Below are 24249 nucleotides of genomic sequence, written 5' to 3'. Positions count from 1 at the left end.
CGGACGCGGGTGCGCCGGCCCCACTGAATCGCAATGTCTGTTAGCGTTTCGTGGGGGTGATTCGTGCCTGATCTTGCCAACACAGCCTATCTCGATGCGCTCAATTCCGAGCAGCGCCGCGCCGTCGAGCACGGCGTCGGCAAGGACGGCATTGTCGGCGCGCCGCTGCTGGTGATCGCCGGTGCAGGCTCCGGCAAGACCAACACGCTCGCCCATCGGGTCGCGCATCTGATCGTCGCGGGTGCCGATCCGCGCCGCATCCTGTTGATGACCTTTTCGCGGCGCGCCGCCGCCGAGATGGCCGGCCGTGTCGAGCGCATCGCGCGGCGCGTGCTCGGCGATCGCGCCTCGATCATGACCGATGCGCTGAGTTGGGCCGGCACCTTCCACGGCATCGGCGCGCGGCTGCTCCGTGAATTCGCCGAACGTATCGCGCTCGACCCGGCCTTCACGATCCATGACCGTGAGGACTCCGCCGACCTGATCAACCTGGTCCGCCACGATCTCGGCTTCTCCCGCACCGAAAGCCGGTTCCCGACCAAAGGCACCTGCCTTGCGATCTATTCGCGCTGCGTCAACGCGGAGATGCCGATCGAGGCCGTGCTGGGCCAGTTCTTCCCGTGGTGCTCCGGCTGGGCCAGCGAGTTGAAGCAATTGTTCGCGGCCTATGTCGAAGCCAAGCAGTGCCAGAACGTGCTCGATTATGACGACCTCCTGCTCTACTGGGCGCAGATGGTGACGGATACGGCGCTCGCAGAAGAGATCGGCGGCCGCTTCGACCATGTGATGGTCGACGAATATCAGGACACCAACCGCCTGCAGTCCTCCATCCTGCTCGCGCTCAAGCCGGCCGGACGCGGGCTCACCGTCGTCGGCGACGACGCACAGTCGATCTACTCGTTCCGCGCCGCCACCGTGCGAAACATCCTCGACTTCCCGAGCCAGTTCAGCCCGGCCGCCGAGATCATCACGCTCGACCGCAACTACCGCTCGACGCAGCCGATCCTGTCGGCCGCCAATGGCGTGATCTCGTTCGCCAAGGAACGCTTCACCAAGAACCTGTGGACCGATCGGACCTCGACCCGCAAGCCTCTGCTCGTCACGATCCGCGATGAAGCCGACCAGGCCCGTTACATCGTCGAGCAGGTGCTGGCCAACCGTGAGGAAGGCACGCTGTTGAAGCATCAGGCGGTGTTGTTCCGCACCTCATCGCACAGCGGACCGCTGGAGGTCGAGCTGACCCGCCGCAACATTCCGTTCGTGAAATTCGGCGGCCTCAAATTCCTCGACGCTGCGCACGTCAAGGACATGCTGGCACTGCTGCGCTTCACCGCCAATCCGCGCGACCGGGTCGCCGGCTTTCGCATCCTGCATCTGTTGCCCGGTGTCGGGCCGGCCTCGGCGCAGCGCGTGCTCGACCGCATGAGCGAGGCGGCCGATCCGATCGCCGCGCTCGCAGCGCTGCCCGCCCCGCCCCGCGCCGGCGCCGACTGGCGGCTGTTCGTCGAGGCAATCGAGAACCTCCGCTACTCGGAATGGCCTGTCGACGTCGAACGCGCGCGCCTGTGGTACGAGCCGCATCTCGATCGCATCCACGAGGACAGCGAGGTGCGCCGCGCCGACCTCATTCAGCTCGAGCAGATCGCCGCCGGCTATCCGTCACGCGAACGCTTCCTCACCGAGCTCACGCTCGATCCGCCCGACGCCACCAGCGATCAGGCCGGCGTGCCGCTGCTCGACGAGGACTATCTGATCCTGTCGACGATCCACTCCGCCAAGGGGCAGGAATGGAAATCCGTCTACGTGCTCAATGTCGTCGACGGCTGCATGCCCTCCGATCTCGGTGCCGGCACCTCGGCCGAGCTCGAGGAGGAACGCCGCCTGCTCTATGTCGCGATGACCCGCGCCAAGGACGATCTGCATCTGATGGTACCGCAGCGCTTTTTCGTCCACGGCCAGGCCGCCAAGGGCGACCGCCACATGTACGCCTCGCGCACCCGTTTCATCCCGGAGCGGCTGCTGCCGATGTTCGAGCGGACCAGCTGGCCGCGAGCCGGCGCCGCGCAGGCCTCCTCCGCCAACCGCGCGCCGCCGATCGACGTCGGCGCCCGGATGCGCGGCATGTGGCGCTGACGCCGGTCCGAAAAGATTCTCCGACCGCCGGGAACGAAGCTGTCGGTCTCGCGTTGAACCCGCGTTCGTAATCGGCAAACGACCATCCCAAACGGCTCCGCCGCGAAAGCGCGGAGCCTTTTTTTGCGCCGCGTCAAGCCGTGCGGAACAGCGTGACAGGCCAGTCGACGCGTTTCGGAACGTGGTCGGAACCGGCGTACGGCGCTCAGGCGGTCGGCACGAAGCTCAGCCCAATTCGCGTCTTCTTGCTCCAGATCACCTGGCACTCGTAGACCACCGAGGCGTCGTTGGCCATCACCAGGCGGAATCTGTGCGGGACGAAGGCCGGATTCTCGACCTCGATGGCGGCGCCCTCCGGCGATATGTTCACGATCGTGCAATGCATGACCGATCCGCCCGACGAGACATAGCCGGGTTCATCGATCTCGGTTCGTGGATGCTTGCGCTTTTCGTCCACCCGGCCTGCCCCTCGGTTTTCGTCACGCGAACGTGGGCGATCGGCATTGCAGGAGTCAACGGCTCCCGCGGCTTACATCGGGCTTTCGCACCACGATTTGTGCGCAGCGGTAAGGCAGATTGCTTGTGCGCCCGTGCAGATGAGCCCCGCGTCGGTGTGGGCTTGCCGTTAGCGACAGCGAGGATAGCCTCACCCTATGGGCGATGCGCTGGCGCGACGCACGCACCCAACAGCAACGAACAGGCGCCATGGGGAGACGCGCCATGTTCGAGATTCTCGATCGCCGGACGACTCTGACCGGCAACCAGATCAAGATCCTTGCGGCGGCCATCATCGGCGATGCGCTGGAGTTCTTCGACTACTTCCTGATCGGCTTTGTGCTCGCGTTCCTGATCGGGCCGTGGAAACTCACCTTCGGCCAATCGGCCACCGTGCTGATGAGTTCCGGCATCGGCGCCATCCTCGGTGCCTATCTCTGGGGCTGGCTCGCCGACCGGGTCGGGCGCCGCATCGTCTTCACCGGCACCGTCCTGAACTTCTCGATCGCGACCGGGCTGCTCTATTTCACGCCCGATAACGGCTGGGTCTATCTGGCGATCCTGCGCTTCTTCGTCGGCACCGGTGTCGGCGGCCTCTATTGCGTCGACCTGCCGCTGGTGCAGGAGTTCATGCCCTCGCACAAGCGCGGCTGGGTCGGCGGCCTCGTCACCTGCGTGATCCCGCTCGGCGTCGGCCTCGGCGCGGTGCTGGGCGCGATCATGGGCACTGATCAGTGGCGGCTGCTGTTTGCGATCGGCGTGCTGCCGTCGGTGATGGTGCTGCTGATCCGGCTCTGGGTCCCGGAATCGCCGCGCTGGCTGTGCCGGCACGGACGCTATGACGAAGCCCGCAAGTCGCTGGCCTGGGCCCTCGAGGTGCCGCCTTCGGAACTGCCATTGCCGAGCGCGGCCGACGCCGGCCCGATCGTCAAGACCAGTTGGTTCGACCTGTTCAAATATCCGCGCAGCCTCATCGTCTCCTGGCTTGGCAATGCGGGTGCGCAGACCGGCGTCTACGGCATCACGCTGTGGGCGCCCGCGCTGTTCGTGCTGCTCTTGAAGGTCACGCCGCAGGAGGCCGCCAAGATGATGATCCTGCTCAGCATCACCGGCTTCCTCGGCCGCATCTCGTTCTCGTATTTCTCGGAACTGCTGGGACGGCGCGTCGCCGGCGGCCTGCTCGGCTTCGGCGCCGGCGCGCTGACCATTATTGCCGGCTACCACTACGACGCGACGCTGTTCGGCATGTCGGCGTTCTGGCTGCTGCTCGGCGCCGCGTTCTTCTTCGCCGACGGCGGCTTTGCGATCGTTGGGCCCTATGCCGCGGAGGTCTGGCCGTCACATCTTCGCACCACCGGCATGGGATCGGCCTATGGCTTCGGCGGCATCGGCAAGATCATCGGGCCGGTCGGGCTTGCCCTGATCGTCGGCTCGAACAACTATCTCAAGCCGGACGTGCCGCTGACCCAGATCCCGACCGCCTTCGTCTATCTCGGCTGCTGGTTCCTGATGGCGGGTGCCGTCTATCTGTTCTTCGGGCTCGAGACGCGGGGCAAGTCGATCGAGCAGATCGACAAGGAGCTCAACGCGGCAGCTGACGTCGCGGCCTCCGCCACCATCCGGCGCGCCTGAGGGAGGCCAGCATGGGCGTGACTTCAGCCGATCTTGCCGGTGATCGCGACGTGATCGCCCGCGCCGAGGCGGTCAGCGACGCGGTTGCAGCGGCCTCCGACACGATCGAGACGACGCGCCGCCTGCCGCCCGACCTGCTCGACCGGCTGCACGAGGCGCGGCTGTTCCGCCTGCTCTTGCCGCGCTCGACGAACGGGATCGAGACCGATCCCGTCACCTTCTTCCATGTCATCGAAACCATCGCCAAGGCCGATGCCTCGACGGCGTGGTGCCTGAGCCAGGCTGGTGGCTGCGCGATGTCGGCGGCCTATCTCGACCTGCCGGTCGCGCAGGAGATGTTCGCCGACCCGCGCGCCGTGTTGGCCTGGGGACCCGGTCCGAAGGTCCAGGCGATCGAATGCGCGGGCGGCTACCGCGTCACCGGGGTGTGGTCGTTTGCATCAGGCGGCCGGCACGCCACCTGGCTCGGCGCCCACTGCCCGATCTATGCCGCGGACGGCTCGCCGCGTCGCGACGCCAATGGCGAACAGGTCGAGCGCACCATGCTGGTGCGGACCGAAGACGTCGAATGGACCGATATCTGGAACACGGTCGGGCTGCGCGGCACCGCCAGCGACCAGTTCGCGCTGAACGATTTCTTCGTCCGTTCGGACCATTCGATCACGCGCGAGTTCGATCGCGAATGCCGCGAGAACGGGCCGCTGTACCGGATGAGCAACCACACCTGCTACCAGGTCGGCTTCGCCGGCGTTGCCTGCGGCATCGCCCGTAGCGCGCTGGACAATTTCGTCGACGTCGCCCGCAACAAGGTGCCGCGCGGCATGCAGAAGGCGCTGCGCGACAATGCCGTGGTGCAATCGGGCCTCGCCCAGGCCGAGGTCAATCTGCGCGCCGCCCGCGGCTTCCTGCTGCAGTCGATGGCGGACATCTGGAAGGACCTGGTTGCCGGCTACAGCATCACGGTCGCTCAGCGCATCACGATCCGGATGGCGGCAACCCACGCCATCCACAAGGCGCGGGAGGCCGTCGACTTCGCCTACAACACGGCCGGCGCCACCGCGATCTTCGACGGCCATCCGCTGGAACGGCGCTTCCGCGACATCCACACCGTGACCCAGCAACTGCAGGGCCGCTTCAGTCATTTCGAGACCGTCGGCGCCTGGATGCTGGGCGTCGAGGCCGATCTCAGCTTCGTCTAACCCTAATTCTCAAGGAGAAGAACCATGCCATTGGGCGGACTGCAGCATTACACAATCGAGCCGCAGGATCTGGAAAAGACCAAAGCGTTCTATTGCGACGTGCTCGGCCTCGAGAACGGCGATCGTCCGCCGCTCGATTTCCCCGGCTACTGGCTCTATTCCGGCGGCCAGGCCACCGTCCATTTGATGGGCAACCGGAAGCCGCGCGACGGCATCGTGGTGCGCGGCACCGAGAAGAAATATGAAGACACCGGCCGGCTCGATCATATTGCCTTCGCAGCCACCGACGTCGACGCCGTGCGCAAGCGCCTGCAGGCGAACAACATCAGCTTCCGCGAGCAGATCGTGCCGCGCACTGGCGACACCCAGATCTTCCTCTACGATCCCGATGGCGGCGGCGTGGAGCTGAACTTCCCGAAGACCTGAACCGGTCTTCGCCGGATTATCCCGCTGCTCAATAGATGGCCGGTGCATGTGCCGGCCACTTTTCACGTCGGCAAAACGGTTCCTGACAAGGCCCCGACTCGGCCATCACTCGGGCGTGATCCGGTCCGTTTTTCTTCAACATTGAATGACGAATTAACCGGGCCGCGCCGCTGCGGCAGAATAGCCGGGTGCTGCGCCTTTAACCTACCCCAGGGCCTGGTGGCCCGGCTATTCGTCCCCACTTCGCCGACGATGGATCCTCAATCGAGCCCGCGTTCGTGGCTGAGGCGGACCATTTCGTTGATGAAGATTTGTTTCTGCTTGTCGTCGAGGCTCGCATAGAGCGGTTCGGCGGCGTCGGCGACGCTGCGCTGGTCGACGGCGCGGTCGTTGAGGAACTGGGCCTCGTTGCGCATCTGCTCGATGATATCGTCAGGCGGATCGCGCTGCGCCCGTGCAATGCGCAGGTTGAGACGGTCGGCGCCGTTGTGCCCGAGATAGTGCATCGCACTGTTGAAGCCGGCCCAATTCTTCTCCTGCTCCGGCGTCAGGTTGAGCTCCTTCTTGATCCGCTCGATGTTGGCGTCGCTGTTGGCGACGATCTGTTCGGCCGTGAGCTGCGGTGCGCCGGCCTGGGTCAGCACGGTCGGCGCTTGCTTTGCGCCCTTGTCCTTGGCGGCGGTGTCTTTGGTACCAGCCTTGGCCGATTTCGCAGCCTTGGCACCCTGTTTGTCACCGGACGCCGGAGCCTGTGCATTCCTGCCGTTGCCGGCATTGGGGGTGGCGTTGTTGTTGCCGGTGAGCACCCCGGTCACGCCGGTCACCACTCCGACGACGCCGCCGATTGCTCCGCCCAGAACGCCGCCGACCGGTCCGGCGGCCTTGTTGCCTTCGCGCGCGCCATTTTCGACGCCCTGCACGATCTGCGCATCGACCATATGAGGCACTGCAAGCAGCGTGACGGTGGCGGCCCCAACCGCGGCGCACAATCTCCATTGTGCTCGCAGCTTCGCAACCGGAATGAGCATGATCGGGTCTCCGTGATCGGTGGTGGATTGCAGGACTGACTCGGCGGGCAGGTTCGACGAATCCGGACTTTATCGTTTCCGACTTCGGCAAGTCTATCGGTCGCGCTCGCCATCAACATGACGGAACACGGCTCGATCCGGCACGGCCGGAAACCTGCGGCTCAACGCCGGTCCGCGTGCGAGCGTCGCTGCGCCGATCTCCGCGTGCGTCGCAGCATGATCATCGGAAGCGCGGCAAACCACGGGCAACTACGGTGATGCCGATGACACTGCCTGCGATTTGACCACAACGTTAGTACTAGTTGGCACAGGCATCTCGTTTCTCGACAGCAGCCGGCAATTCTGTTCTGATCGGTGTGAATGAAATCCCGCGACGTCGCGCGAACGCGACGCACAAAAACAACAACGGGATTCAAAAAAGCCTTTTGTCCGTCGGCTACCAGGGAGGGAATGCCATGTCACGGAAGAAGCTTTCGCGCCGGGAATTCGTTGCAGCGACAGCGCTGTCATCGGCGGCGCTCATTACAGCCCCCTACGTCCGCGGCGCCTACGCAGCCGGCAAGCTCTCGATGGGCTTCTGGGATCACTGGGTGCCGGGAGCGAACAGCGCCTCCACCGAACTCGTCAATGAATGGGCCGCCAAGGAAAAGGTCGAGGTCCAGCTCGACTACATCACCAGCCAGGGCAACAAGAACATCGTCACCATCGCCGCCGAGGCGCAGGCCAAATCCGGTCACGATATCTTCCAGATGCCGACCTGGTGGCCACAGTCCAATGCCGAGCTGCTCGAGCCGGTCAACGACATCATGGAGCCGCTGATCAAGCTGAACGGCGAAGTCAACGGCACGGTTAAGTATCTCGGCCAGGCCGACGGCAAATGGCTCGGCGTTCCCGCCAGCGTCGGCAGCCAGATCAAGGGTCCCTGCTCGCGCATCGACCTGATGAAGAAGTACGCCAACATCGACGTCCAGGAGATGTATCCGGCCGGCAGCCCGCCGAAAGCGGACAACTGGACGCTGGATACGTTCCTCAAGGCGGCTGAGGCCTGCCACAAGGCTGGATTCCCGTTCGGCATCGGTCTCGGCGAAACCAGCGACAGTGTCGATACCGCGGGCGCGATCTTCCAATCGTTCGGCGCGCAACTCGTCGACGCCAAGGGAAATTTGACCGTCAAGACCGACGCGGTGCGCACGGCGCTCGACTACTACAAGAAGCTTCTGGCCTTCTTGCCGCCCGACGTTGCCGCATGGGACGATGCCTCCAACAACAAGTGGCTGGTCGCCGGCAAGGGCGCGATGATCATGAACCCGCCGAGCGCGTGGGCGGTCGCCAAGCGCGATGCGCCGCAAGTCGCGGAGCAATGCTGGACGCACGGGTTCCCGGCCGGGCCGAAGGGACGCTTCGCGCCCTATCTGCCGTTTTTCTGGTCGATCTGGTCGTTCTCGAAGAACAAGGAAGCGGCGAAGAGCCTGCTGTCCTTCCTGTCGCAGCCGGCGTCGATCGAGAAGATGGTGGTGGCGAGCGGCGGATACGACTTGCCGGCCTACGAGAAGCTCACGACGTTGAAGGTCTGGGAGGAGCAAGGGCCGCCGAAGGGCACGCTCTATCACTACCCGAACCCCTACAAGCACCAGACGCTGTCGATCGCGGCCTCGCCTGCGCCGCCAAAGGTCGCGCAGCAGATCTACTTCCAGGCCACCCTGACCAAGATGTGCCTGCGCTACTACCAGGGTGAAAGCATGGAGAAGACGCTCGCCTGGGCCGAGGGCGAGTGCGAAGGCTTCATGCGAAGCTGACGAACGGACGAGCTCGCGCGCGGCCGCCGGTCGTGCCGGCCGCGCGAGGTCTCGTCCTCGTAACCCAACCGCCGAACCGGCGAGCCGTGCAACCAACCCGCGCGAGGGACCAGCGTCATGGTTGATGTCGCATTCCAATCCAGCCGCACCGCTGCGGCCCAGGCAGGGCGAAGGCGCGTCGGCCTGCGCAACGCCTTGCGGCGCAAGTCGATGTCGGCGTTCCTGATGACGCTGCCGCTGATCCTGCTGATCGCCATCCTGGTGATCTATCCGGCGATCTACTCGCTGCATCTGGCGACGCTGAACAAGGCGATGACGAAGTTCGTCGGTTTCGGCAATTTCGAGTTCCTGTTCAAGCGCGACACCTTTTGGCTGGTGGTCAAGCAATCCTGCATCTTCGCGATCTCGGCGGTGATCTTCAAAGCGCTGATCGGTTTCATCGTCGCGCATTTCGTGCACAACGTCCCCGCCAACAAGCAGCGCAAATGGCGCGGCATGCTGCTGGTGCCATGGGTGATTCCGCCGGCGATGAGCACATTGGCCTGGCTGTGGCTGTTCGACCCCTCCTACAGCGCCTTCAACTACACGCTGTCATTCTTCGGCCTCGGGCCGATCCCTTGGACCGGCGACGCGATGTGGGCGCGCTTTTCGGTGATCCTGGTCAACGTGTGGTACGGCGCGCCGTTCTTTATGATCATGTATCTGGCGGCGCTGAAATCGGTGCCCGAGCAGCTCTACGAGGCGGCGGCGATCGACGGCGCCAATTGGTGGCAGCGCATCTGGTACGTGACCCTGCCGATGATGCGCAACATCATCGCGATCACGACGCTGTTCTCGCTGATCGTGACTTTCGCCAATTTCGACATCGTGCGCATTCTGACCGCAGGCGGGCCGCTCGACCACACCCACATCTTCGCGACCTGGGCGTTCCGGGTCGGCATCGAGGGTAGCGACATTCCACTCGGCGCCAGCGTCTCGTTGTTCATGGTGCCGATCCTCGCGATCGCGGCGATCTTCATCCTGCGCGACATCACAAAACGCGGGAACGAATCCTGATGAGCATGGTGACGATCGACAAGTCGGGGCCGACCCGCAAGGTCAAATACGGCAGCATGAGTCGCGACCGGACCTGGGCGCTGCGCTGGTCCTACTTCTTCCTGACGCTGTTTGCGGTCTTCTCACTGGTGCCGCCGTTCTACATGCTGATCACTTCGCTGAAGGGCAGCGCGGAGATCTCGGCGGCGACCAATCCGTGGTGGGTTTATCATCCGACATTCGAGAACTACATCCAGCTCCTGACCTCAAACCAGTTCCTGCGCTTCTTCTGGAACTCGGCCTGGGTCTCGATCATCGTGGTCACCATCACGATGCTGATCAGCGTGCCGGCGGCCTTTGCGCTGGCGCGGATGAAGTTCTGGGGCTCGGCGACGCTCGCGACCGGCGTGTTCCTCACTTATCTCATTCCCGACAGCCTGCTGTTCATTCCGCTGTTCAAGATGTTCGCGGTGTTCGGCGACTGGACCGGAATCCAGCTGGTCAATCGCTGGTACGTGCTGCTGTTCATCTACCCGACGCTGACGGTGCCGTTCTGCACCTGGATCATGATCGGCTATTTCGCCTCGATCCCGAAGGAGCTCGACGAGGCCGCGATCATCGACGGCGCCAGCTGGTTCCAGACCCTGACCCGAATCTTCATTCCGGTCGCCCTGCCCGGCCTGATCGCGGCGACGATCTTCGCCTTCACCGTCTCCTGGGCGCAGTTCCTCTATCCGCTCGTCTTCACCACCTCGACCGATCAGCTCGTGCTGCCGGTCGGCATCATCACGACCCTGATCAAGGGCGACGTGTTCAACTGGGGCCAGATCATGACCGGCGCCCTGCTCGGCGCCGCGCCGCCGCTGATCATCTATGCCTTCTTGATGGACTACTACATTGCCGGCCTGACCGCCGGTGCGACAAAGGGTTGAACGCGACAAAGGTAGGACAAGGGTAGGATTCATGGCCGACGTCAGTTTGCGCAAGGTGGTTAAACGTTACGACGAGGTCGAAGCGGTGCGCGGCATCGATCTCGACATCGCCGACCATGAGTTCGTGGTGCTGGTCGGGCCGAGCGGCTGCGGCAAGTCGACGACGCTGCGGATGATCGCCGGCCTCGAGGACATCTCCGACGGCGACATCATGATCGGCGGCGATGTCGTCAACGACGTGCCGCCGAAGGACCGCGACATCGCCATGGTGTTCCAGAACTACGCGCTGTATCCGCACATGACCGTCGCCGAGAACATGTCATTCGGGCTGCGGCTGAAGCACTACCCCAAGGCCGAGATAAAGAGCCGGGTGACGGAAGCCGCTAGGATGCTCGACATCACCGACCTGATCGACCGCAAGCCGAAGCAGCTTTCCGGCGGCCAGCGCCAGCGTGTCGCGATGGGACGCGCCATCGTCCGCAATCCGAAGGTTTTCCTGTTTGACGAGCCGCTGTCCAACCTCGATGCCAAGCTGCGCGTCCAGATGCGGATCGAGATCAAGAAGGTGCACCAGAAGGTCCGCACCACGACTGTCTACGTTACCCATGACCAGGTCGAGGCGATGACGCTGGCCGACCGCGTGGTGGTGATGAACTACGGCAAGATCGAGCAGATCGGCACGCCCAACGAGCTTTACCACAAGCCGGCGACCCGGTTCGTCGCAAGCTTCATCGGCTCGCCCGCGATGAACTTCGTGCCGTGCCGGCTCGAGGAGGTCGGCGGCAAGCTCAACGTGCGGCTGACCGACCGCCGCGCCTTCCCGCTGCCGCCAACGCGCGCCGCCCGCTACCAGGCCATTTCCCGCACCGACAAGCTGTTGCTGGGCCTCCGGCCCGAGCATGTCATGGAGGCCCGGCCGCATGCCGAGCCCGGCGTCGAGCCGTTCGACGCGGTGCTCGACGTTACCGAGCCGATGGGCATGGAGACGCTGGTCTACTTCACGCTCGAGGGCTCCCAGCTCTGCGGCCGGGTCAGTCCCAACGCAGGCGCGCAGGATGGCAGCCCGCTCCGATTGGCTGTGGACCTCAACAATATGCATTTGCTAAACGAGGTGACCGGCGCCGTCCTTTGACGGCGCACAAGAAACCGCAAGGGCAGGAAATGGCCACCAACAAGAAGAAGATTTTCATCACCCAGACTCTGTCTCAGGGGGCCCGCGTCCTCCTCAATGAACGGGACGATGTAGAACTCGTCGAATTTCCCAACCTGATCTCGGCCAAGGACTTCCAGGCGATGCTCGAGCAGCATGCACCGGTCCATGGCGTGGCGCTCGGCGCGACCCGCTTCGGCGAGGCGGAGCTCGAGGCATCCAAGGGCATGTTGGTGGTGACCCGGATCGGCGTCGGTTACGACGCCGTCGACGTGCCGGCACTGTCACGCCGCAAGGTGCCGCTGATGGTCGCAGGCACCGCGAACTCGCCGTCGGTCGCCGAGCACGCCGTGTTCATGATGCTGACGCTGGCCAAGCGTGCGCAGGAGATGCACGCCATGGTCAAGGAAGGCACCTGGGCGAGCCGCCTCGGCGGGTTGCCGTTCGACCTCTATGGAAAGACGGTCCTGATCGTCGGCTTCGGCCGCATCGGCACCCGCACCGCCAAGCGCTGCCTCGCGATGGAAATGAACGTGCTGGTCTATGATCCCTACAAGCCCGCCAGCGAGATCACCGCGGCCGGCTGTGAGGCGGTGCCGAGCCTGGAGGCTGCGCTGCCGCGGGCGGATTTTGTCACGATCCACTGCCCGAAATCGCCCGAGACGGTCGGCTTATTCAACGCCGCGCGGATCAGGCTGATGAAGCCGACCGCCTATCTCATCAACACCGCCCGCGGCGGCATCGTGGACGAGAAGGCGCTGCACGACGCGCTGGTGTCGGGCAAGCTCGCCGGCGCCGGCCTCGACGTGTTCGAGGTCGAGCCGCCGCCGGTCGGCCAGCCTCTGCATGCCCTGCCGAATGTGATCATGGCACCGCATGTCGCGGGCGTGACCGTCGAGGCTGTCGATCGCATGAGCGAGCAGACCGCGCGCAATATCCTGAGCGTGCTGGACGGCAATCCGCTGCGCCAGAACGTGATCAATCAGGACGTCCTCGGCTGAGCTTTCAGCCTTTCTCGTTGGCGCCGTGGCCGATCCCGCGAGGTCGGCCCGGCGATGCGGAGCACGCACATGGCATTCAAGGAATTCGGCAACTACGATGCGGTCGGTCTCGCCGAGCTCGTCCGCAACAAGGACGTGACGGCAAAGGAACTGCTCGACGAGGCGATCGCGCGCACCGCCGCCGTCGATCCTGACATCAACGCGGTCGTGGTCAAGCACTACGACTACGCCGAGCGCCAGATCGCCAAGGGATTGCCCGACGGCCCCTTCACCGGCGTGCCGTTCCTGCTGAAGGATCTCGATCTGCTCGAAGGCACCCGCACCACGTCGGGCGCCAGCCTGCTGAAGGACTTCGTCGCCGACCACAATGGCACGCTGGCCCAGCGCTTCCTCGATGCCGGTCTTGCGATCTTCGGCAAGAGCGCGAGCCCGGAATTCGGTCTGATGCCGACGACGGAATCCCGCCTGTTCGGCCCGACCCGCAATCCCTGGAATCTCGACCATTCCTCCGGCGGCTCGTCCGGCGGCGCGGGCGCTGCGGTCGCCGCACGCATCCTGCCCGTCGCGCATGCCAGCGACGGCGGCGGCTCGATCCGGATTCCGGCCTCCGCCTCCGGCGTGTTCGGCATGAAGCCGACGCGGGCCCGCAACCCCTGCGGTCCCGATCGCGGCGAGGGCTGGGGCGGCTTCTCCGTGGGCCATGTGCTGAGCATCAGCGTCCGCGACAGCGCGGTCATGATGGATGCGATCCATGGTCCGGAGCCATCGAGCCTCTACGTCGCGCCGGCGCCGGAGCGGCCGTTTTCCCAGGAGGTCGGCCGCGACCCCGGCCACCTGCGCATCAGCTTCACCGACAAGTCGCCCTATGGCGATGCTATCGATCCCGAGATCGCCGCGGCGGTCCGCGACGTCGCCAAGTTGCTCGCGGGCCTCGGCCACCATGTCGAGGAGCGCGCACCGCCGCTTGCCGCCGATCCCGCCACGGTTATGACGACCATCGTCGGCGGCAACACGGCGCTGACCATCCGGCTGCTCGAGCAGCGCGTCGGACGCACGCTGACGTCCGATGACGTCGAGCGGCTGACGCTCGCCAGCGGCCAGAACTCGGTCAAGATGACCCCGGCCGACTACGTCGCAGCCCAGCTTGCGGCGTTCCAGATCTCGCGCGGGCTCGCGACCTTCTTCGAAGGCTGCGACGTCTTCCTCAGCCCGACGCTGTGTGCGCCGCCGCTTCGCATTGGCGAATTGAACACGATGTCCGAGGACCTGACTCACATCGCGCCGGTGCTGCGCCGCTACATGCCAGGCACCTCGATGTTCAACATGTCCGGCCAGCCGGCGATGTCGGTGCCGCTGGCCTGGAACCAGGCCGGTCTGCCGCTCGGCATGATGTTCGCGGCCAAGCTCGGCGAGGAAGGACTGCTGTTCCGTCTGGCCGGCCAGCTCGAGCAGGTCCGGCCCTGGAAGGACCGGCGGCCGCCGGTTTGCGCCTAGCTGACAAAGGGCAGTCAGATCAGGTAGATAGGAAGGACGCTGGCACGATTCCACCGGCGCCATGCCTGGGAGACCGAACCGTGAGTGACCCGACCGACAATGCGCTCGCCGCCATCGCGAGCATTCTCGATCAGACGACGATGCCTCCCGAGAAGTCCAAATCGTCCCATGCCAGGTCGTCCGACAAGACGGCGGACAAGGCGTCTGCGCCTGTCGAAGAGCCGCCTGTCTCGATAGCGATGCCGCCGCCTCTGCCATCATCCGTCGAGGTCATTACCGTCGAGACAGTATCCATCACGACGGTGGCCGTGGAGTCCCCGCCTGCCGAGCCGACGACAGTCGAGCCGCCGTCGCTTGATCAATCCGAGTTAGCGGTCGAACAGTCCGAGCCGAGTGAGGCGAAGCTCAGCGAACCCGAGCCGAGCGAGCCGGAGCCGGTCCAGCCGCCCCGACCGATCGAGGCCAACGGCTATTCCAAGTCCGGCCCCGGCCCGATGGCCGCATTGCGCTTCCGCTGGACGGTGCGCGAGGACGGCGCCCAATACTATGTCGACGAGACCATCGGCGAAGGCTCGACACCGCTGGTCAACGGGCCGATGGACAGAGATGCTGCGATCAAGTTCGTCGACGATCGCGAGGCCGAAGCGCGGCAGCGCTTCGAGCATTTCAAGCACGAGATCGCCAGCCGCACCGCAGCCGCGCTTCAGCTGCGCAGCGACCGCAACGAGGCCTAGAGCCCCGGTTCTGATTGGACCAGAACCGAAGCTCTAGGTTCTTGTCTTGACGCGTTTTCTTCACGCGAACGGGCCTCCACTTCGCTCGAAAACGCACTAGCCCTGTGGCGGTCTCGGTGGTCCCAGAAAGTCCTTCTTCGCGAGATCGACGCCGGCATGGCGCAGGATGTCGTAGGCCGTCGCAACATGGAAGAAGAACTGCGGCACGCTGAAGGTCAGGATCAGCGACTTGCCGATGAACGGTCGGGTCGCACCGCTCCGGAATGTGAACACGACATCCTTGTCGATGGCGCCGTCGATCGTCTCCCGCGGCAGGCCCTGCGCAAAATCAATCGCGGCGGCAATCTGCGCCTTCAGCCCCGCGATGCCGGGCGCCGTGTCGGCCAAGGCCGGCGGCGCGCACCCCGCAAGCAACGCGCAGCTCAGCACGACATGCCGGTTCGCCTCCCCGACCTGCTGGCGCAGGCGGTACATGTTCGGTGAAAGCCGCATGTCGAGCAGCACGTTCGGATCGATCCTGCGAACCCCGGCATGGGCCTCGGCATGATCGAGCAGCGCGGAAAGATTGCGCAGAAACGGCACAAGGACGCCGACGGATGCTTCGTGGAGCGAGATGGTCACTGTTGCGCCCGCTATGCTGGCCCGATCGTCTCATCTGGTCTAAACGGTCCGCAACGACATGTCATCGGAATTGAGGGAGACGTCTGATGTTTCGCGCGCTGGCCGGCCTCGCTCTCGCACTGCTCCTCTCCACCGCGCATGCGCAGCAGGCGCCGTCCCGGCTCGATGAGATCGTCAAGCGCGGCACGCTGCGCGTCGGCATAACCGGCGACTATTTGCCCTTCACGGCGCTCGACAAGGAGACCAAGGCGTTTCGCGGCTTCGACGTCGACATGGCGCAATCGCTCGGCAAGGCGCTCGGCGTCAAAGTCGAGTTCGTGCCGACGTCGTGGCCGCAGATGACCAGGGATTTCGAGGCCGACAATTTCGACATCGCGATGGGCGGCGTCTCCATCACCTTCGACCGGCAGAAGAAGGGCCTGTTCTCGACACCGATCATGCGCGAGGGCAAGACGCCGATCGCGCGCTGCGCCGACAAGGGCAAGTTCGAGACGATTGCCGAGATCGACAGACCCGGCACCCGTGTCATCGTCAATCCTGGCGGTACCAATGAGCGCTTCGCGCGCGCCAATGTGAAGGCCGCCGATATCCGTGTCTTCAACGACAACACCAAAATCTTCGACGAGATCGCCAAGGGTGATGCCGACCTGATGATGACCGACGCGTCCGAGACGCGCTATCAGCAGAAACTGCATCCCGGCGTGCTTTGCGCCGTGCATCCCGACAAGCCCTTCGACTTCGCGGAAAAGGCCTACTGGATGCAGCGCGACGTCGCCTTGAAGGCGTTCGTCGACCAGTGGCTCCACATCGCGCGCGAAGACGGCAGCTACGCGAAGATCTATGCCGCGTGGTTTGAATAGCCTGCGCCAGGTTTGCTGCACCCGTGATGAAAATTGATACGCGCGGTCTGAAACCAGATCGCAATCCGGTGATTTGAACCTGGGGCGCGAGGCCACGACTCATGTTTCTGACCGTGAATTGGGGCACGTTCAGCGAGGCGGCCACCAGATAGCCTTGCGAACGGGGTTCCCTGCACTGGAGGTCGAGATGAGAAAGCTTCTGGCGATCGCCACGCTCGTGCTGGCGAGCACGGCGACAGCGCAGGCGCAATACACGTTCGATTACGGCGGCCGTACCATTCGCATCGATCCGGATCGCGGAACGGTTTCGATCCCGGGTGTCTATGACAACACCGGGCGCAGCACCAAGCGCGCCAAGCACAAAGACGCCGAGCAGAAGCGCGAGACGGCTCCGAAGGACGCCAAGACGGATTCTCCGTCCCTGCCTGCCACGCCACCCGCAGCCGCTGCCTCACCTTCTCCGCCTGCCGTTGATCAGTCGGCGGCTTCGGCAACGACCACACCGCCGGCGCCGCCAGTTGTGCAGCAAAACGCAGCACCGCCGGCGGCAGATCCAATCCCGGCGCCGACGGTCGGCACCGCATCGCCTGTGCCCAAGCCGGCGGCGAACTCGGCGCAACAGGCCAACTCGCCGCTCGGCGTCTGGTTGACCGAAGAGAAGGAAGGCAAGGTCCGCATCGAGCAATGCGGCGCCAATCTCTGCGGTTACTCCGTCGACAAGAAATCGAACGCCAACGGCGAGCAGGTTCTGATCAACATGAAGCCGGGCAAGGACAAATGGAGCGGCCGCATCTTCGATCCGAACAGCGGCAGCACCTACGATTCCACCATCGCGCTGAAAAGCCCCGATACGCTACGTGTCCAAGGCTGCGCGTTCGGCGGCATGTTCTGCGGCGGACAGACCTGGACGCGGGTGAATTGATCGACGGGAAACGGCAACCCGGACTCAAAAAGCCCCGCTTCATCAGCGGGGCTTTTCGTTTTCGCCAGCAACGCCGTCAGCCGAGCTTGCCGTTATACTCCTCGTCGGTGACGTGCTCCATCCAGGTCGAGAATACGCCATCGAGCGCCTCCTGCATGGCGATATGGGTCATGCTGTTGTCGGGCGAAGCGCCGTGCCAGTGCTTCTCGTTCGGCGGAATCCAGACGACGTCGCCGGGGCGGATTTCACGGATCGGGCCACCCTTGGCCTGCACGCGACCGATGCCCGAGATCACGTACAGCGTCTGTCCGAGCGGATGGGTGTGCCAGGCGGTGCGGGCACCCGGCTCAAACGACACGCGCGAGGCATTCAGCCGGGCCGGCGCCGGCGCCATGTTGATCGGGTCCTGCAGCACGCTGCCGGTGAAATGCTCGTTCGGCGCGCGGCGAGTCGGCCGCGAGCCCGAAACGTGGATATCCATGGGGTTACCTCCCTCTCTTGACGTTATTTCTTGGATGCGGCGTAGCGCGCCTTGGTCTCGGCGTTCATCGGATACAGGCCGGGCAGCTGGGCGCCATTGTTCACCTCGTTGACGATCCAGGCTTCCATCCGCTCCTGCTCGGGTCCCTCGGCGAGCACATGGTCGAGGAACGCCTGCGGGATCAGCACCGCGCCGTCCTGGTCGGCCACCACCACGTCGTTCGGAAACACGGCAACGCCGCCGCAGCCGATCGGTTCACCCCAGCCGACGAAGGTCAGCCCTGCAACCGACGGCGGCGCGGCGTAGCCGTCGCACCACACCGGCAGGCCGGTGCCGAGCACGCCCTCGACGTCACGCACCACGCCATCGGTGATCAGCGCGGTTACCCCGCGCTTGACCATGCGGGCGCACAGGATGTCGCCAAAAATGCCGGCATCGGTAATGCCCATGGCATCGACCACGGCAATGCAGCCTGCCGGCATCGCCTCGATCGCGGTACGGGTCGAGATCGGCGACGACCAGGATTCCGGCGTCGCCAGATCCTCGCGGGCCGGCACGAAGCGGAGCGTGAAGGCCGGTCCGACCAACCGCTTCTGCCCGGGCTTCAAGGGTTTGGTGCCGCGCATCCAGATGTTGCGCAGGCCCTTCTTGAGCAGGACCGTAGTGATGGTGGCGGTGGACACGTGCGACAGCGTCGCGATTGCCTCAGTGGACAGTGACATCTGGAAAGCTTGCTCCGATGGAGGAAAAGACCGGCGCATGTTGCCGGGCGAAGGCCCTGCGTCAAGGGCCGTGCGAAAAACCTGCGATCATCCAAATTTATCGCCGGCATGCCGATTACTTTATTGAAGTTGCTGCATCATTTTGCACGAAGCGAATTCCGTTTTTAATCGAAACACGCTAGCTTGATGGCGACCAAAGTCTGCTTGATCCGATGGCCGAACCCTTAAGTCCTCCCCGCCTTTTGCCGAGTGGCGACAGCGCCATCACGGTGGAATTCAGCCGCACCATCGATGACGCCGCCAACCGGCGGGTGCTCGCGCTCGACCGTGTGATTGCGGCCGAGCCGATCTCCGGCATCAGCGAGACCGTGCCGACCTACCGCTCGCTGCTGGTGCATTACGATCCCGTGCAGATCGGCTTCGATGCGCTGGGCGAGCAACTGCTGGCGCGCGCCGCCAAGGCGCCGCCAAGCGAAACCGGCGCGCGGCGCTGGCGCGTTCCCGTCACCTATGGCGGCGAGCATGGCATCGATCTCGAGGATGTGGCGAAGGCACTGCAGACCACGCCCGATGACATCGTCGCACGCCACGCCGCCGGCGACTATCGCGTCGCCATGATCGGCTTCACGCCCGGCTGGTCCTATCTCAGCGGGCTCGACAAGTTCCTGCATATGTCGAGGCGCAAGGACCCGCGGCTCCTGACCCCTGCCGGCACCATCTCGATCGGCGGCATTCAGACCGGCGTGCAGTGCCTGGCCGGCCCGAGCGGCTGGCACCTGCTCGGCCGCACCCCGGTGCGAACCTACCAATTGCATCGCGATCCGACCTTCCTGCTGGAGCCGGGCGATGCCGTCACCTTCACGGCGGTGGATGCCAAGACCTTTGCCGAACAGGACCGCGCCGCCGAAGCCGGCGAATTCGTCGCAGAACTGGTGACGCCATGAGCAAGCTCGTCGTCGCCTCGATCGGCCCGGCCAGTTCGGTGCAGGACGGCGGACGTCCGGGCTCGCAGCGCTATGGCCTGACGCCGAGCGGCGCGATGGACCGGTTGTCGCTCGCGGCCGCCAATGCGCTGGTCGGCAACGAGCCGTTCGCTGCCGTGGTCGAGATCGGCCCGTTCGGCGCCAGCTTCACCGCGCGCGGTGGCGCGGTCCGCGTCGGGCTCGCCGGCGCATCGCGCAATGCCGATATCGGCGGCCGGCCGGTCGCCTTCGACAGTTCGGCAACGCTCGCCGAAGGTGAGACGCTCAATCTCGGTTTTGCGCGCGGCGGCTCGTTCAGCTATCTCGCGATCGAGCACGGCATCGAAGGCGAGCCGATGTTCGGCAGCCTCGCCGTCAACGCCCGCGCAGGGCTCGGCAGCCCTTACCCTCGGCCGCTGCAAAGCGGCGACGAGCTGACGACGAAAGCCGCGAGCGGCGCCGCCGAGCGCCGCATCGAATTGCCGATAGCCAGCGATGCGCCGATCCGCGTCGTGTTCGGCCCGCAGGACGACGAGTTCAGCGAGGAAAACAAGCAGCTGTTCCTCGACAGCGAGTGGACAATCTCGGCCACCAGCGACCGCATGGGCTACCGGCTTGAAGGGGCTGTCATCAAACACCGCGACGGCCATAACATCGTCTCCGACGGCACCGTCAACGGCAGCATCCAGGTGCCCGGCAACGGCCAGCCGATCGTGCTGATGCCGGACCGCGGCACCAGCGGTGGCTATCCAAAGATCGCGACAGTCATCACGGCCGATCTCGGCCGCTTCGCGCAGATCTCCGCCGGCCGGCCGTTCCGCTTCAAGGCCGTGTCGATGGCGGAAGCGCAGGCCGAGGCGGTCAAGTTCCACGCGCTGCTGCACTCCCTGCCCGATCGCCTCCGCGGCATCGACGATTTCGGTCTCAACATCGAGGCGCTGCGGGATGCGAATGTCGCGGGTCAGGCCGTCAGCGCCGTCGATGTGTCGACCTGGCAAGTTGCGTTACCCTGAATCACTGCGAACAACGGACGGATCGATCGTCATGACCTCAACCATCGACCTCAATTGCGATCTCGGCGAAAGTTTTGGACCCTGGGAGATGGGCAATGATGCCGCGATGATCGAGCTTGCGACCTCGGTCAACGTCGCCTGCGGCTTCCATGCCGGCGACGCCGACATCATGCGCAAGACGGTCGAGCTCGCGAAGGCGCGCGGCGTCAGCGTCGGCGCCCACCCTGGCTATCGCGACCTGCATGGTTTCGGCCGCCGCCCGATGCCAGGGCTGACATCCTCCGAGATCGAGAACCTGATCGCCTATCAGATCGGGGCTTTGCAGGCGATCGCAACCGCGGCCGGCCATAAGGTCACCCATGTGAAGGCACACGGCGCGATCTCCAACGTCGCCTGCGAGGACGACATGACCGCACGCGCGATCGCCAACGCGATCAAGGCGGTCGACCGCAATCTCGTCTTCGTGGTGCTCGCCAACTCGAAGCTGGTGCGCGCCGGTGAAGCCGCCAATCTGCGGATGGCGCATGAAGTGTTTGCCGACCGCGCCTACGAGGACGACGGCAATCTGGTGTCGCGCAAGAAGCCCGGCGCGGTGCTGCACGATCCCAAGGCGATCGCCGAACGCGTGGTGCGGATGGTGCAGGATGGCGCGGTCGTCTCGGTCACCGGCAAGGTGATCAAGATGCAGACCGACACCGTCTGCATCCACGGCGACACGCATGGCGCCGTCGAGATCGCGCGCGGACTGCGCGAGGCGCTGAGCAAGGCCGGCATCACGGTCGCGCCGTTCAAGACCGCGCACTGAGCCACGAACGTATCGATCACGAGGGACGGCCACAGCGCCGGCCCTTTAGATTCCGTTAAGAGTCTTCTTAAACCCAAACTTGCCGTTTTGATTGCTAGGTGCAGCTTCCGAGCCTTTGATTGTCCTCTCAGGAAAATTGGGTACGAAAGCATGTTCCGCACCAGCCTCTCCCTCGCAATTGCTGCGGTGGCCACGGCCGCCTTCACCAGTGCCGCCTCTGCCAGCTGCTACAGCTGCTATACGCCGCCGCCGCAGCCCTGCACGACCTGCTATCAGGTGCAGACCGTGCCGCCGCAATATCGCACCGTGCAGGAGACCGTGATGGTATCGCCGGGCCGCGTCATCGCGCATCGCACGCCGGCGCAGTATCGTACCGTGATGGTGCCGAAGACCGTGATGGTTGCGCCCGAGGGCGTCGCCTATGAGCGCATCGCGCCGCAATACGCGACGCAAGAGCGCACCGAGATGGTGTCGCCGGGCTATTCCTACTACGCGCCGGTCCAGCAGACCTGCAGCACCTGCGGCGGTGGCTACGGCTACGGCTACGGGTATGGTCGCGGCTACGGCTACTGAGCCGTCAGCATCCCGACAGCACAAAGCCGCCGCCTGAGGACATCAGACGGCGGCTTTGCAGTTCTCTCAGGGCCTCAGAACGGGTGGACGGAAAGCGTGCCGAACACGATGGCCGCGATCACCGCAAAGGCGCTGTAAAGCGCCGCAGTGTGAATTCCGGTCCCGGACTTCCTTGAAACGTGTCGCGCGTAAAAGTGCAGGCGGGCTTCCGCCGATAGCTCGCGCATGGTCGATCTCCAACGCCCCATTCTCGGGCATATGGAATATCGTTCGCGAGCCAGTTCAAGCGGGTCGAAAAAATAGCGACGCCGTCGCCGCGGTGAACCGGGTTCCCAGAGGAATATTCTTTCCCGCGGGCTCGCCCGAGAAACTTATTCGCTGCAATTCGAGGCGCCGGGAACCCGCACCCGCCCCGTAAACCGAAAAACTCGAAAACAACCCCATGCACAGTAGCCGGAGTGAGACGCTGGCCCGTTCAGGGTTTCCAGCGCCCGATCTTGAAGGCCGCCAGATGGCCGGGAACATCGTTCGGATCGAACGGCGGACCGGCGAACGCGCCGATCGCGCTGGAGGCATCGGCCGATCGCCCGGACGCGGTGTCGTAGAGGTCGGGCCTGAACACCGCCATGGCAGCCTTCAGCGCCTCCGGCCGGTACGGCGTCTGGCCCCAGCGAACCATCTGCGCGTAGAGCCAGGCCGCCTGCCCCGGGTCCGGCCGCGCGGCCGCCTCGCGCCCGACCAGCAGGTAGCGACCGCTTTCGCGCATGGTGCCGTCGGGCGAAATCTTCAGCCGACCGTCGAGCGTCCGCTGGATGACGCTGGCGTCGACGCCGAGCCGCTCGGGCTGCGCCAGGATCTGCGCCACCTCGGCCCTGTTGCCGGGCTGCTCGATGAAGTCAGCGGCGCGCAGATGCGCGCGCACCAGCGCCGCCACGATGTCGGGATGCTTCTCCGACCAGTTCTGGCGCACCGCCAGCACCTTCTCTACCGCGCTCAGCAAAATGTCGGAGACGAAATGCAGGATGTGGCCGACGCCGAGATCGACCGCGATCGAATTCCAGGGCGCGCCGACGCAGAACGCATCGACAAGGCCGTTGGCGAGACTGTCCACCATGTAGGGCGGCGGCAGCACCACGAGCTGGACGTCCTCGTCCGGATCGACGCCGCCGGCGGCCATCCAGAACCGCAATTGATAATTGTGGGTCGAGAACGGGAAGGTCATGCCGAAGGTCAGCGGCTCGGCCCCGCTCTTCCGCCGTTTTGCAACCACGCGCGCGAGCGCTTGCGCGGTCGCCATCGGATCGAAGCGGTCGCCGTCGATCTCCTCCATCAGCGCGGCACGCAGCGCCGGCGACACGGTGATGGCATTGCCGTTGAGCCCGAGATTGAAGGGCGCCGCGATCGGCACCCTGACGTGGCCGAGCCCAAGACTCGAGGCTATGGCCACCGGCGCCAGCAGATGGGCCGCGTCGAACAGGCCGATATTGAGCTTGTCGCGGACATTCGACCACGACACTTCGCGCAGCAGCGTGACGTCGAGGCCCTCAGTCGCCGCGAACCCCTTGTCGACCGCGACAATCAGAGCGGCGGCGTCCACCAGCGGAATGAACCCGATGCGCAGGGATGTGGTCATTTCAGCAGCTCCGACGCCGTCAGGATCGATTGCGCGATCTCGCCGATCTTCTTCTTCTCGCGCATGGCGGTCGAGCGCATCAGCACGTAGGCCTCTTCCTCGGTCAGCCCCTTCACCTTCATCAGGATGCCCTTGGCGCGGTCGATCACCTTGCGCTCTTCCAGCGCATGCTTGGTGCGGTCGAGCTCGTCCTGCAGCTTGGCGAAGGCATTGAAGCGGGAGACGCAGAGATCGAGGATCGGCTTCATCCGCTCCTTCTTGAGGCCGTCGACGATGTAGGCGGAGACGCCGGCTTCGACCGAGGCCTGGATCGAGGCGGCGTCGCTCTGGTCGACGAACATCGCAATCGGTCGGCGCACCGCCCGGCTGACCTGGAACATTTGTTCCAGCACGTCGCGGCTCGGGTTCTCGAGATCGATGACGATGATCTCGGGATCGAGCGCATAGATCCGAGACAGCAGGCTCTGCATCTCGCTGATATGGACAACGTCCGTATAGCCGGCCTCCCGCAGCCCCTCCTCCAGGATGGCCGCACGGATCGGGCTCTCGTCGACTATGACGATCTTGGGAGACGACTCAGCGCTCATCGACCACTCTTAAAG

At 64.8% G+C, this 24249-nt stretch carries 25 protein-coding genes; 17 read left to right on the top strand and 8 right to left on the bottom strand.

Features of this window, described 5'->3' with window-relative positions:
• Nucleotides 1-63 precede the first annotated feature (63 nt).
• A complete protein-coding gene (locus AKN83_RS19055) occupies nt 64-2133 on the top strand; it encodes an ATP-dependent helicase (protein WP_050406669.1) in 2070 nt (689 codons plus the stop codon).
• 205 nt (nt 2134-2338) lie between these two features.
• On the opposite strand, the gene AKN83_RS19050 is transcribed toward AKN83_RS19055, so the two are convergent.
• Nucleotides 2339-2590, bottom strand: a complete 252-nt coding sequence (locus tag AKN83_RS19050; RefSeq protein WP_050406668.1) for a PilZ domain-containing protein — start codon at nt 2588-2590, stop codon at nt 2339-2341.
• Between the two features lie 263 nt (nt 2591-2853).
• On the opposite strand from AKN83_RS19050, the gene AKN83_RS19045 reads away from it, so the two are divergent.
• Genes AKN83_RS19045 through AKN83_RS19035 form a run of 3 tightly spaced genes read left to right on the top strand, consistent with a single transcriptional unit; the run spans nt 2854 to nt 5885 of the window.
• Nucleotides 2854-4260, top strand: coding sequence for an MFS transporter (locus AKN83_RS19045; RefSeq protein WP_050406667.1), 1407 nt, complete (start codon nt 2854-2856; stop codon nt 4258-4260).
• An 11-nt stretch (nt 4261-4271) separates the two neighbouring features.
• The gene (locus AKN83_RS19040; RefSeq protein ID WP_050406666.1) at nt 4272-5459 is read left to right on the top strand and encodes an acyl-CoA dehydrogenase family protein; all 1188 of its coding nucleotides are present in this window, start codon (nt 4272-4274) and stop codon (nt 5457-5459) included.
• Between the two features lie 24 nt (nt 5460-5483).
• Entirely contained in the window at nt 5484-5885 is a 402-nt protein-coding gene (locus tag AKN83_RS19035) for a VOC family protein (RefSeq protein ID WP_050406665.1), read from the top strand.
• 260 nt (nt 5886-6145) lie between these two features.
• Here the strand turns inward: AKN83_RS19035 and AKN83_RS19030 are convergent, their stop codons facing one another.
• Nucleotides 6146-6913, bottom strand: a complete 768-nt coding sequence (locus tag AKN83_RS19030) for a Spy/CpxP family protein refolding chaperone (protein ID WP_050406664.1) — start codon at nt 6911-6913, stop codon at nt 6146-6148.
• Between the two features lie 455 nt (nt 6914-7368).
• On the opposite strand from AKN83_RS19030, the gene AKN83_RS19025 reads away from it, so the two are divergent.
• From AKN83_RS19025 to AKN83_RS18995, 7 genes are all read left to right on the top strand, one after another.
• Entirely contained in the window at nt 7369-8709 is a 1341-nt protein-coding gene (locus tag AKN83_RS19025; protein ID WP_050406663.1) for an ABC transporter substrate-binding protein, read from the top strand.
• Between the two features lie 117 nt (nt 8710-8826).
• The gene (locus tag AKN83_RS19020; protein WP_050406662.1) at nt 8827-9765 is read left to right on the top strand and encodes a carbohydrate ABC transporter permease; all 939 of its coding nucleotides are present in this window, start codon (nt 8827-8829) and stop codon (nt 9763-9765) included.
• A complete protein-coding gene (locus AKN83_RS19015; protein ID WP_050406661.1) occupies nt 9765-10676 on the top strand; it encodes a carbohydrate ABC transporter permease in 912 nt (303 codons plus the stop codon). Before AKN83_RS19020 ends, AKN83_RS19015 begins: the two co-directional genes overlap by 1 nt.
• A gap of 31 nt (nt 10677-10707) precedes the next feature.
• Nucleotides 10708-11808, top strand: a complete 1101-nt coding sequence (locus tag AKN83_RS19010; protein WP_050406660.1) for an ABC transporter ATP-binding protein — start codon at nt 10708-10710, stop codon at nt 11806-11808.
• A 29-nt stretch (nt 11809-11837) separates the two neighbouring features.
• Nucleotides 11838-12827: a hydroxyacid dehydrogenase gene (locus AKN83_RS19005; RefSeq protein WP_050406659.1), complete on the top strand. Its 990-nt coding sequence runs from the start codon at nt 11838-11840 to the stop codon at nt 12825-12827.
• A 69-nt stretch (nt 12828-12896) separates the two neighbouring features.
• Nucleotides 12897-14321 carry an amidase gene (locus AKN83_RS19000; protein ID WP_050406658.1) on the top strand — a complete coding sequence of 475 codons (1425 nt, stop codon included), beginning with the start codon at nt 12897-12899 and terminating at the stop codon, nt 14319-14321.
• 80 nt (nt 14322-14401) lie between these two features.
• A complete protein-coding gene (locus tag AKN83_RS18995) occupies nt 14402-15055 on the top strand; it encodes a hypothetical protein (RefSeq protein WP_050406657.1) in 654 nt (217 codons plus the stop codon).
• Nucleotides 15056-15151: 96 nt separating this feature from the next.
• Here AKN83_RS18995 and AKN83_RS18990 read toward each other — a convergent pair whose 3' ends face one another.
• Nucleotides 15152-15676 (bottom strand): DUF1993 domain-containing protein, encoded by a 525-nt coding sequence (locus AKN83_RS18990; protein ID WP_050406656.1) that lies wholly within the window; start codon nt 15674-15676, stop codon nt 15152-15154.
• An 86-nt stretch (nt 15677-15762) separates the two neighbouring features.
• On the opposite strand from AKN83_RS18990, the gene AKN83_RS18985 reads away from it, so the two are divergent.
• Both AKN83_RS18985 and AKN83_RS18980 read left to right on the top strand, forming a co-directional pair.
• On the top strand, nt 15763-16536 hold the full coding sequence (locus tag AKN83_RS18985) for a transporter substrate-binding domain-containing protein (protein WP_050406655.1): 774 nt from the start codon (nt 15763-15765) through the stop codon (nt 16534-16536).
• A 187-nt stretch (nt 16537-16723) separates the two neighbouring features.
• Nucleotides 16724-17458 carry a DUF2147 domain-containing protein gene (locus tag AKN83_RS18980; RefSeq protein ID WP_050406654.1) on the top strand — a complete coding sequence of 245 codons (735 nt, stop codon included), beginning with the start codon at nt 16724-16726 and terminating at the stop codon, nt 17456-17458.
• A gap of 76 nt (nt 17459-17534) precedes the next feature.
• Here the strand turns inward: AKN83_RS18980 and AKN83_RS18975 are convergent, their stop codons facing one another.
• The gene (locus AKN83_RS18975; RefSeq protein WP_050406653.1) at nt 17535-17939 is read right to left on the bottom strand and encodes a (R)-mandelonitrile lyase; all 405 of its coding nucleotides are present in this window, start codon (nt 17937-17939) and stop codon (nt 17535-17537) included.
• A 23-nt stretch (nt 17940-17962) separates the two neighbouring features.
• Nucleotides 17963-18661, bottom strand: a complete 699-nt coding sequence (locus AKN83_RS18970) for a ribonuclease activity regulator RraA (protein ID WP_050406652.1) — start codon at nt 18659-18661, stop codon at nt 17963-17965.
• A gap of 212 nt (nt 18662-18873) precedes the next feature.
• On the opposite strand from AKN83_RS18970, the gene pxpB reads away from it, so the two are divergent.
• The 4 genes from pxpB (at nt 18874) to AKN83_RS18950 (ending at nt 22014) form a co-directional block, all read left to right on the top strand.
• Nucleotides 18874-19605, top strand: coding sequence for a 5-oxoprolinase subunit PxpB (gene pxpB / locus AKN83_RS18965; RefSeq protein WP_050406651.1), 732 nt, complete (start codon nt 18874-18876; stop codon nt 19603-19605).
• On the top strand, nt 19602-20636 hold the full coding sequence (locus tag AKN83_RS18960) for a 5-oxoprolinase subunit C family protein (RefSeq protein WP_050406650.1): 1035 nt from the start codon (nt 19602-19604) through the stop codon (nt 20634-20636). Before pxpB ends, AKN83_RS18960 begins: the two co-directional genes overlap by 4 nt.
• A 31-nt stretch (nt 20637-20667) precedes the next feature.
• Nucleotides 20668-21441 (top strand): LamB/YcsF family protein, encoded by a 774-nt coding sequence (locus AKN83_RS18955; RefSeq protein WP_050406649.1) that lies wholly within the window; start codon nt 20668-20670, stop codon nt 21439-21441.
• A 150-nt stretch (nt 21442-21591) separates the two neighbouring features.
• Nucleotides 21592-22014, top strand: coding sequence for a hypothetical protein (locus tag AKN83_RS18950; RefSeq protein ID WP_050406648.1), 423 nt, complete (start codon nt 21592-21594; stop codon nt 22012-22014).
• A gap of 74 nt (nt 22015-22088) precedes the next feature.
• Here AKN83_RS18950 and AKN83_RS39765 read toward each other — a convergent pair whose 3' ends face one another.
• From AKN83_RS39765 to AKN83_RS18940, 3 genes are all read right to left on the bottom strand, one after another.
• Nucleotides 22089-22241, bottom strand: a complete 153-nt coding sequence (locus tag AKN83_RS39765; protein ID WP_172803580.1) for a hypothetical protein — start codon at nt 22239-22241, stop codon at nt 22089-22091.
• 248 nt (nt 22242-22489) lie between these two features.
• Nucleotides 22490-23647 (bottom strand): CmpA/NrtA family ABC transporter substrate-binding protein, encoded by a 1158-nt coding sequence (locus tag AKN83_RS18945; protein WP_050406647.1) that lies wholly within the window; start codon nt 23645-23647, stop codon nt 22490-22492.
• Nucleotides 23644-24234: an ANTAR domain-containing response regulator gene (locus AKN83_RS18940; protein ID WP_028332037.1), complete on the bottom strand. Its 591-nt coding sequence runs from the start codon at nt 24232-24234 to the stop codon at nt 23644-23646. Before AKN83_RS18940 ends, AKN83_RS18945 begins: the two co-directional genes overlap by 4 nt.
• Nucleotides 24235-24249 lie beyond the last annotated feature (15 nt).

It is taken from the genome of Bradyrhizobium embrapense (assembly GCF_001189235.2).
Classification (GTDB): domain Bacteria; phylum Pseudomonadota; class Alphaproteobacteria; order Rhizobiales; family Xanthobacteraceae; genus Bradyrhizobium; species Bradyrhizobium embrapense.
The sequence above is the reverse complement of the archived record's forward strand: the minus strand, read 5'-3'. Positions and strand labels throughout refer to the sequence as shown.